We start from the raw sequence: 7,706 nt of genomic DNA, 5'->3' as shown, positions 1-7,706 counted from the left end.
TGGAATCAAATGACAATGCTTGGAGCAATCCTTGACCCACTCGCTGACAAAATGCTCACACTCGCTGCGTTTTTGGGACTGATGGTTATGGGTGATGCTTCACCTTGGGCTATCTACATCATCATTGTTCGTGAGCTTTTTATCACAGGACTTCGCACTGTTGCTGTAAGTGAAAACATTAGTGTAAAAGCCTCTTGGGCAGGAAAAGTAAAAACAGTCGGACAGATGATAGCCATCGGTTTTTTACTTATGCACTGGCCATTTGCAACTGCTCTACTTTGGTTTGCAGTCATCCTTACTGTTTACTCTGGAGCAGAGTATCTTTGGGAATTTAAAAATGCCATCACAAGGGAGAGCAAATAATGACAGGCTATATAATTGCACTCCTCGTTCTCTCAGGGCTTATCTTCTTTCATGAGCTCGGTCACTTTACAGCGGCTCGTCTTATGGGCGTACATATCGAAGTCTTTAGCATAGGCTTTGGTAAACGCTTTTTTACTTTTCATGCCTTTGACACAGAGTGGAGTATTTCAGCCATTCCTCTTGGTGGCTATGTTCGTATGAAAGGGCAAGATGATTCAGACCCTAGCAAAAAAAATTATGATGCAGACAGCTACAATACAAAAACGCCACTACAAAGAATTTTCATACTTTTAGCTGGACCTTTAGCAAACTTTGTACTTGCGTTTATTCTCTACTTTGGAATTGCTCTTGGTAATCCTAGCACTTTAGCACCAGTAGTTGGTCAAGTGGTAAAAGATTCTCCTGCGTTTGTAGCTGGTTTAGAGTCAAACGACACCATCATCTCCATTAATGGTAAAAAAATACAAACATGGAAAAAGATGGCAGAGATGATCTCTTCTGCTTCAGGAAACATTGAACTTGATGTAAATAGAGCAGGATACCTTAAACAAATCACACTAAAACCAAAACTTGAAGATGCAAAAGATATGTATGGAGAAAGTGTCAAACGCAAAATGATAGGAATCTCTGCAGCAGGTGTTATGAAAAAACAAAAACTTGGCATTGTAGAAAAATTCAAATATGCAACTGATCAGACTATTTTTGCTTCAACACTCATCTTTACAGGGCTTAAAAAACTAATAGTTGGCGATGTGCCAGCATCAGAGATGGGAGGTGTTATCTCCATTGTCAAACTTACCTCCGATGCTTCTGCTTCAGGTTGGATGAGTGTACTTTTCTTTGCGGCACTTATCTCTGTAAACCTTGGAGTGCTAAACCTTTTACCTATTCCAGCATTAGATGGTGGGCATATAATGTTTAATCTTTATGAGCTATTTTTTAGAAGAGAACCAAATGAAAAAATTGTCATAAACCTTACAATAGCAGGCTGGGTAATCCTTGTTGGACTTATGGGACTTGGCGTTTTTAATGATATAAATAGATTAGTAGGATAAAAAATGAATGAATTAGAGTATAAATTATATATAGATGATGTTATTAGACGGGTTGAAGCGGCGAGACTTAAAGTGAGTGAACATCACATTGTAAAAATCGTTGCGGTGAGTAAATACTCTACAAGTGAAGATATTGAAAAACTTTACAAAATTGGACAGCGTGCTTTTGCTGAGAACAAAGTACAAGACCTTAAAGCAAAGACAAAAGAGCTTGAAGATTTACCTATTGAGTGGCACTTTATTGGAAACTTACAAAAAAACAAAATAAATAATCTTCTTACAATCAATCCTAGCCTTTTTCAGGCACTTGATTCATTGGATTTGGCAAATGAGTTACAAAAAAAACTTTTAGCAAAAGAGATGACGCTTGATTGTCTGCTACATATAAATGCAGCAAAAGAGGAGAGCAAACATGGTGTTATGCCAGAAGATGCCATCAATATTTATAATACAATCCAAAAAGAGTGTCCAAATATTAACCTAAAAGGCGTTATGAGTATTGGCGCACATAGCCAAGACAAAGAAGTTGTTAAAGAGAGTTTTTTAACAGCACATAGAATTTATAAACAACTAGAAGGTGCAACAATCTGTTCTATGGGAATGAGTGGCGACTTTGAGCTTGCTATAGAGTGTGGCTCAAATATGGTTCGTCTTGGCTCAATTATATTTCCAAAGTAATATTAGTATATAATATTTTTATAATAACTATAAGATATACTTCGTATATAATTTAAAAGGATTAAAAGATATGACAAAGACTATTTTAATGGATAAATACCCTGTATTTTCTCTTGTGATTGAGAAAAAAGAGACTACATACAAAAATGTAGATGAGATTGTCGGACATTTTCAGGCACTTATAGAGAAACATCCTGTAGCAAAAGAGATAGCTGTATTTGATCACTATGAGCATACAAGTGCTATAAAAGATGGTGTAATAGCTCCAGAAATTAAAGCTGCAAAAAATGTAGTATTTTGTTTTGGAAAAATGCTTCCAACAAGTAAAATTTTGGCTGTTCGTCCTCGAAGTATTGGGATTTGTGAATTTGAAGACAGCTTTGAGATTAACTTCTTAGAAGTTCCAAATGAACAACTCCACTTAGTAACAGAAGAGTGGGCTAAATCAGTAGCAAACGCATAAAAATTTAGCTATATCTTTTAAATCTCACAGCATTACTCTTTGGGTTTACTATGAGATTTTTTTGATACGCTATCATCTCTTTAAAAGGATTCAAAAATCCTTCAAGTTGCTTCTCTTGTATCTGCTCTATCTCCCACTTGTTTAACAACTCCAAAACAACCAAAGTAGACTCTATAGTTGAGAGATAATTCTCATTCGGCTGCTCTTTTATCTCATATTGTGAAGTTTTTATTGTTGTAAAGCTCATATGTTTAAGACAATTTAGATTTTTACTCTCACAAAACATCTTTTTTGTACATGCCCATGTCGAATCTATAAGAAAAATTGCCAGTGGTTTATCGCTACGTTTAGGGTACTCATTTGTCAGGTTCACTGCGTTTGGAGAAGGGAAAAGAATGTAGCTGTCGTGCGAAGCAATAATTTCATTTATGCGTTTATGCTCTGAAAAATCAATACCTATAAATAGCTCTGAATTTTTCAAGCTTTGGTGTGTAAAGTGTCCTGTATTGTTTTTGACCTTTTTAAACTCTTTTGGATGCATCAAAATCACAAATTTTGTCTGCGTTTGAATATCTTCACAATGCCCGCACATACACGAACTTTTGGGTCTATAACATTTGTAACACTTCTCTCTATCGCCATAATAAGTTTTCATTAATGCAATTATACTAAAATAACGGTATGAATAGTGATAATTATGACCTTATTGTTGTAGGAAGTGGTGCAGCTGGAATAATAGCGGCAATAGTAGCAGCACGCGAGGGTAAAAAAGTTTTACTCCTTGAAAAACTTTCCAAAATAGCCTCCAAGCTCAAAGCAACGGGTGGCGGTAGATGCAACCTTACAAATACTTTGAGCAATGAAGATTTTATGGCACACTTTGGGCGTGATGGACGCTTTATGCAAGATGCACTCGCTGCGTTTGACAACAAAGCCCTTGTCACTTTTATGGATGAGATAGGCGTTGCAACCCATGCCCCTGATGGTTTTCGTGTTTTTCCAACTTCTCATTCTGCTACTACTATCATAGAAGCCCTCGAAAAAGAGATGCAAAGAGTAGGCATTACAACTCTGTGCAATCAAAGAGTTGAACGAATTTTACTTATAGGCGAACATGTCAGCGGTGTCAAGACTCAAGACAATATGCTAAACGCAGCCAATGTAATCGTAGCGACAGGTGGGCTTGGATACCCTGTTTTAGGTGCTGAGGGGGATGGCTACAACCTTGCAAGTGAGCTTGGACACAAAGTAACTGACCTCTCTCCTGCCATGATGCCCCTGCGTACAAAAGAGGAGTGGGTCAAAAACTGTCGAGCCGACACCATAGCAAAAGTAGAACTGCGAGTAGATTTAAAAAAGCATAAAAAACTACGAGCTAAAGGGGATTTAATATTTACAAATCATGGCATACGCGGGCCAGTTGTGCTTGACTTTGCACGCGAAATTACACCCCTACTCAAAAAATATGGTGAAGTGCCGCTACTATTAAATTTCACAAAGGGAAAAAATGAAGAGGAGATTCAAAAACATTTTAAAAAAGAGCTAGCAAACAATCCCTCACTTAATGCTCTAGAACTTGTATCTACCCTCCTTCCCTTAGCTCTTAGCAAAGAGATTTGTAATCTTGCAAAAATTGATACAACAATCAAATATAAAAAAGTTGATGGAAAAAAACGCTCAAAACTCATCTCTCTTCTTGCATGGACACCCTTAACTGTAAACGGACACGATGGCTTTAAAATGGCAATGATTACACGAGGCGGCATCAGCCTCAAAGAGATAGATCCAAAAACAATGCAAAGCAGACTTATAAAAGGACTCTACTTCTGTGGCGAAGTTATGAACCTTGATGGACCATGCGGAGGCTACAACCTACAATGGAGCTTTGCTTCAGGGTATTTGGCAGGTAAGTTACTATAAAAGTAGTTACTATAAAAAATAACGAATAGATGCAAAGCCATACGCACCACATCCCTCAAGTGCATTTACTTGTTCTTGTGAAATTATACCGCCAAGTGCAAAAATTTTCATATTGCTCTTCGTGCATAAAGTTTTTAAATCTTGCTCACCCTTTGGCTCGCCCTTGTTGGGAGTACAAAAGATAGGGCTGTATGTTACATAATCTGCACCCAATTCTTCTGCTTTAAGAACTTCTTCATGCGTATGTGTACTTATTATGACCTCTAAACCAAGTGCTTTTGCCTTTTGTATTGCATCAAATTGTGTTGATGTCAAATGCACACCTGCTGCGTTTAGAGAGTGTGCAAGTTTATAATCTTGATGTAAAAAAGCTTTGAGTGATTTTATGGGTTTACACATCTGTATAAAATTCTGGGCATTAAAAGCATAATCTTCACTCTCTTTGTCACGATAAAGTGCAAAATCTGGCATATATTTTCGCAGTTGAAAATAAGAGGGAGATGCACTAATAAGATACTTTTTCATACTATTTTCTTAAGAGTGGATTTTCAAAGTCTATTTTCTTTACATCAACCTCTTTCTCATAACGCGCAGCCATTGCGTTTACATGGTACTCCATTCTCTCAAGCAAATAGAGTTCTGGCTTTGTATATTTGGCTTTTGAAGTTTGGATGTACTCTTGCAAAAATACTAAAGCTTGCTCCTCATTTTCAAAGTTTATGGAAGCTATCTCTTTTTCAAACTCTTCATAATACTCTCCACATGAGGACAAAAAGTCATAACTTAAATCCATAGTTTTTAGATTGTGGTGTGCTTTTGAAAATGCAAAGTGATTGTAAAGCATACACCCTACAAAGTATTCAATATCGGAAGGTTCAAACTCCGAATACTGGTTTGTTTCATCTTCAAAGTATTTATGCCATATTGTCAATATATTTTCTATTTTTTCGTTCATATCTCATCTCTTATTTTTTTGCGTATTATACTAAAGTATGCTAAACTCTTTCCTATGATACACTCTTCAACACAAATCGCAGAAAAAAATTTAAAATTACTAATGCCAAGCACAAACAAAGCATTAGCACTTGCACTTAAATCCGCTTCACCTGCTCAACTACAAACACTCACGCAAGTAAAAGATTTAAGTACGCTACTTAGTTCTATTTTAAAACAAAACAGTACTACTAATGAAGAACAAAACAACATACTCTTGTCACTACTTAAAAACAATCCAACACTTAAATCACTTGCAAACGCAACGCCTGACATCAAAGCACTGCTACAACTACTAAAACAAAATAAGCAAGCACCACAGTTACAAAAAACTCTCCAAAATATGCTTACAGATGTAAAAGATATAAATCCAAAAGAGCTACACTCCAAACTAAAAATGACGGGAATTTTACTAGAAAATCAGCTCAAAAAAAATGGCAATCCAAAAGAGTTACTCTCAAATGACCTCAAAGCACTTCTTTCAAAAACACATGATGAACTCTCAAATAGATTAAATTCAGCAAAATCACAGGAGATACTTAAACATATTGATAAACTTAACCTTATCATAGATTACAGCCAACTTGTTTCACATCTCTCAAACGCAGCCTCATTTTATCTGCCCTATTCATGGGATGTTCTAAAGGAGGGAGAAATAAATATAAAACAGATGAAAAACAAGACCTCTTTATGTGATATTCATCTCGAACTCCAAGAGTATGGAGCAATTGATTTACGTTTAGCACTCTTTGAAAAGAATCAACTTACAATGAACATCACAACAGAGAGTCAAACATTAAAAACGCTTATTTTAGACAATATGCATATACTCAAGAAACAGCTATCAAACGCAGCAATCATTCCAAAAGAGATACGTTTTGTTGAAGGTAAAAAAACAATGTATGATGCAATGGTATATGATAATTTAGCAATGGGATTTGAAGTAAAAGCATGAAACAAAAAGCAGTAGCACTCAAATATGAGCAGACAAAAGACAACTCACCAAAGGTAACAGCAAAGGGCGAAGGAAAAACTGCTCAAAAAATCATACAAATAGCAAAAGAAAATGGCGTAGCACTAAAAAAGGATGAAAATCTTGTAGAACTTCTCTCAAATGTTGAACTTGATACAGAAGTACCACCTGAAATGTATAAGGCTGTTGCAGAACTCTTCTCTTTTCTCTACAACATTACAAAAAAAGAGTAAAACACTCTAGCCCATCGGACAGAGAATCTCATCATGCACTGCGTCACAGGAGATTTTGAGATATTTTTTCGTAAAAAGTGGTACAGCTTTCTCATCTGGTGTTTGTGTGCCAAATGTCATTGTCCCCATACAGATGGGACTCACACGCAGACCGCTTCTACCTATGTATCTGTACTCCATTATTTTAACTCACTCCATTTGTCACCAATATTCAAGCTCGCTTTGAGTGGAACATTGAGCTCCATAATGCCTTCCATAATCCCACGAAACTTTTTACCAAGCATATCAGCGCTAGCTGCATCAACTTCAAATATCAACTCATCGTGAATCTGTAAGAGCATTTTGGCTTTTAAGTTCTCATCTTCTATGACTCTGTGAATTTTATTCATACTCAGTTTTATCAAATCAGATGCACTTCCCTGAAAAACAGAGTTTACAGACTCACGCTCATAAGCAGCACGAAACATCGGTGTTGCATTTTCGTAGTCAAAATAGCGTCTGCGTTTAAGTAGTGTCTCGATGTAGCCTTTCTCTTTTGAACTCTCAACAATAGAGCGAAAGTAGCTTTTAACTGTAGGAAAAGATTCAAAATACTTCTCTATAATTGCTTTTGCCTCTTTTGTTGTTATGCCCAAAGTATCAGAGAGTTTTTTCTGTCCCATTCCATAGAGTAGTCCAAAGTTTACAGTTTTTGCTATGCTTCTTTTTGCCGGCGCTTCTTCTTCACCAAAGAGAATAATAGCAGTTTGGAGATGAATGTCTTTATCGTGTTTAAAGGCATCTACTAACACCGCATCTTGAGAGAAGTGTGCCAACAAACGCAGCTCTATCTGTGAGTAGTCAATACCAATAAGTTTTTTGCCCTCTCCTGCAATAAACCCTTGACGAATTTTAGCACCAAGCGGTGTTCGTGTTGGAATATTTTGCAAGTTTGGATTTTTTGAGCTCAATCGTCCTGTTGCTGTTCCTGTTTGAACAAAAGAGGTATGGATTCTATGTGTCTCAGTTGCATTTGCTAGTTTTAAAAG

12 protein-coding genes are annotated in these 7,706 nt (G+C 36.5%); 7 read left to right on the top strand and 5 right to left on the bottom strand.

The window, feature by feature from the left end; translation table 11 throughout:
• From MV589_RS02205 to MV589_RS02190, 4 genes are all read left to right on the top strand, one after another.
• The coding region (locus tag MV589_RS02205) for a CDP-alcohol phosphatidyltransferase family protein (RefSeq protein ID WP_367271551.1) at window positions 1–363 on the top strand (363 nt) is incomplete at its 5' end.
• Window positions 363–1,418, top strand: coding sequence for an RIP metalloprotease RseP (gene rseP, locus MV589_RS02200; RefSeq protein ID WP_297431611.1), 1,056 nt, complete (start codon window positions 363–365; stop codon window positions 1,416–1,418). The genes MV589_RS02205 and rseP, both read left to right, overlap by 1 nt.
• A 3-nt stretch (window positions 1,419–1,421) precedes the next feature.
• A complete protein-coding gene (locus MV589_RS02195; protein ID WP_297431609.1) occupies window positions 1,422–2,096 on the top strand; it encodes a YggS family pyridoxal phosphate-dependent enzyme in 675 nt (224 codons plus the stop codon).
• Between the two features lie 70 nt (window positions 2,097–2,166).
• Window positions 2,167–2,559: a DUF6858 family protein gene (locus tag MV589_RS02190; RefSeq protein WP_297431608.1), complete on the top strand. Its 393-nt coding sequence runs from the start codon at window positions 2,167–2,169 to the stop codon at window positions 2,557–2,559.
• 4 nt (window positions 2,560–2,563) lie between these two features.
• Here the strand turns inward: MV589_RS02190 and MV589_RS02185 are convergent, their stop codons facing one another.
• Window positions 2,564–3,214 carry a tRNA-uridine aminocarboxypropyltransferase gene (locus MV589_RS02185; RefSeq protein ID WP_297431606.1) on the bottom strand — a complete coding sequence of 217 codons (651 nt, stop codon included), beginning with the start codon at window positions 3,212–3,214 and terminating at the stop codon, window positions 2,564–2,566.
• A 26-nt stretch (window positions 3,215–3,240) separates the two neighbouring features.
• Here MV589_RS02185 and MV589_RS02180 point away from each other — a divergent pair, with 26 nt between their 5' ends.
• Window positions 3,241–4,479 carry a BaiN/RdsA family NAD(P)/FAD-dependent oxidoreductase gene (locus MV589_RS02180; protein ID WP_297431604.1) on the top strand — a complete coding sequence of 413 codons (1,239 nt, stop codon included), beginning with the start codon at window positions 3,241–3,243 and terminating at the stop codon, window positions 4,477–4,479.
• A gap of 9 nt (window positions 4,480–4,488) precedes the next feature.
• Here MV589_RS02180 and MV589_RS02175 read toward each other — a convergent pair whose 3' ends face one another.
• A complete protein-coding gene (locus tag MV589_RS02175; protein ID WP_297431602.1) occupies window positions 4,489–5,004 on the bottom strand; it encodes a thiamine phosphate synthase in 516 nt (171 codons plus the stop codon).
• A 1-nt stretch (window position 5,005) separates the two neighbouring features.
• A complete protein-coding gene (locus MV589_RS02170; RefSeq protein WP_297431601.1) occupies window positions 5,006–5,434 on the bottom strand; it encodes a hypothetical protein in 429 nt (142 codons plus the stop codon).
• A 54-nt stretch (window positions 5,435–5,488) separates the two neighbouring features.
• Between MV589_RS02170 and fliK the strand changes: the two genes are divergently transcribed.
• Window positions 5,489–6,427, top strand: coding sequence for a flagellar hook-length control protein FliK (fliK, locus tag MV589_RS02165; protein WP_297431599.1), 939 nt, complete (start codon window positions 5,489–5,491; stop codon window positions 6,425–6,427).
• Entirely contained in the window at window positions 6,424–6,678 is a 255-nt protein-coding gene (locus tag MV589_RS02160; protein ID WP_297431597.1) for an EscU/YscU/HrcU family type III secretion system export apparatus switch protein, read from the top strand. The genes fliK and MV589_RS02160 overlap by 4 nt, the downstream gene beginning before the upstream one ends.
• A gap of 6 nt (window positions 6,679–6,684) precedes the next feature.
• On the opposite strand, the gene MV589_RS02155 is transcribed toward MV589_RS02160, so the two are convergent.
• On the bottom strand, window positions 6,685–6,858 hold the full coding sequence (locus tag MV589_RS02155) for a hypothetical protein (RefSeq protein ID WP_297431613.1): 174 nt from the start codon (window positions 6,856–6,858) through the stop codon (window positions 6,685–6,687).
• Window positions 6,858–7,706: DNA polymerase (locus MV589_RS02150; RefSeq protein WP_297431595.1), on the bottom strand; the 849-nt coding region annotated here is incomplete at its 5' end. The genes MV589_RS02150 and MV589_RS02155, both read right to left, overlap by 1 nt.

The sequence above is a fragment of the Sulfurimonas sp. genome, assembly GCF_026991475.1.
Classification (GTDB): Bacteria; Campylobacterota; Campylobacteria; order Campylobacterales; family Sulfurimonadaceae; genus Sulfurimonas.
This window is presented reverse-complemented; position numbering and strand designations above follow the sequence as displayed.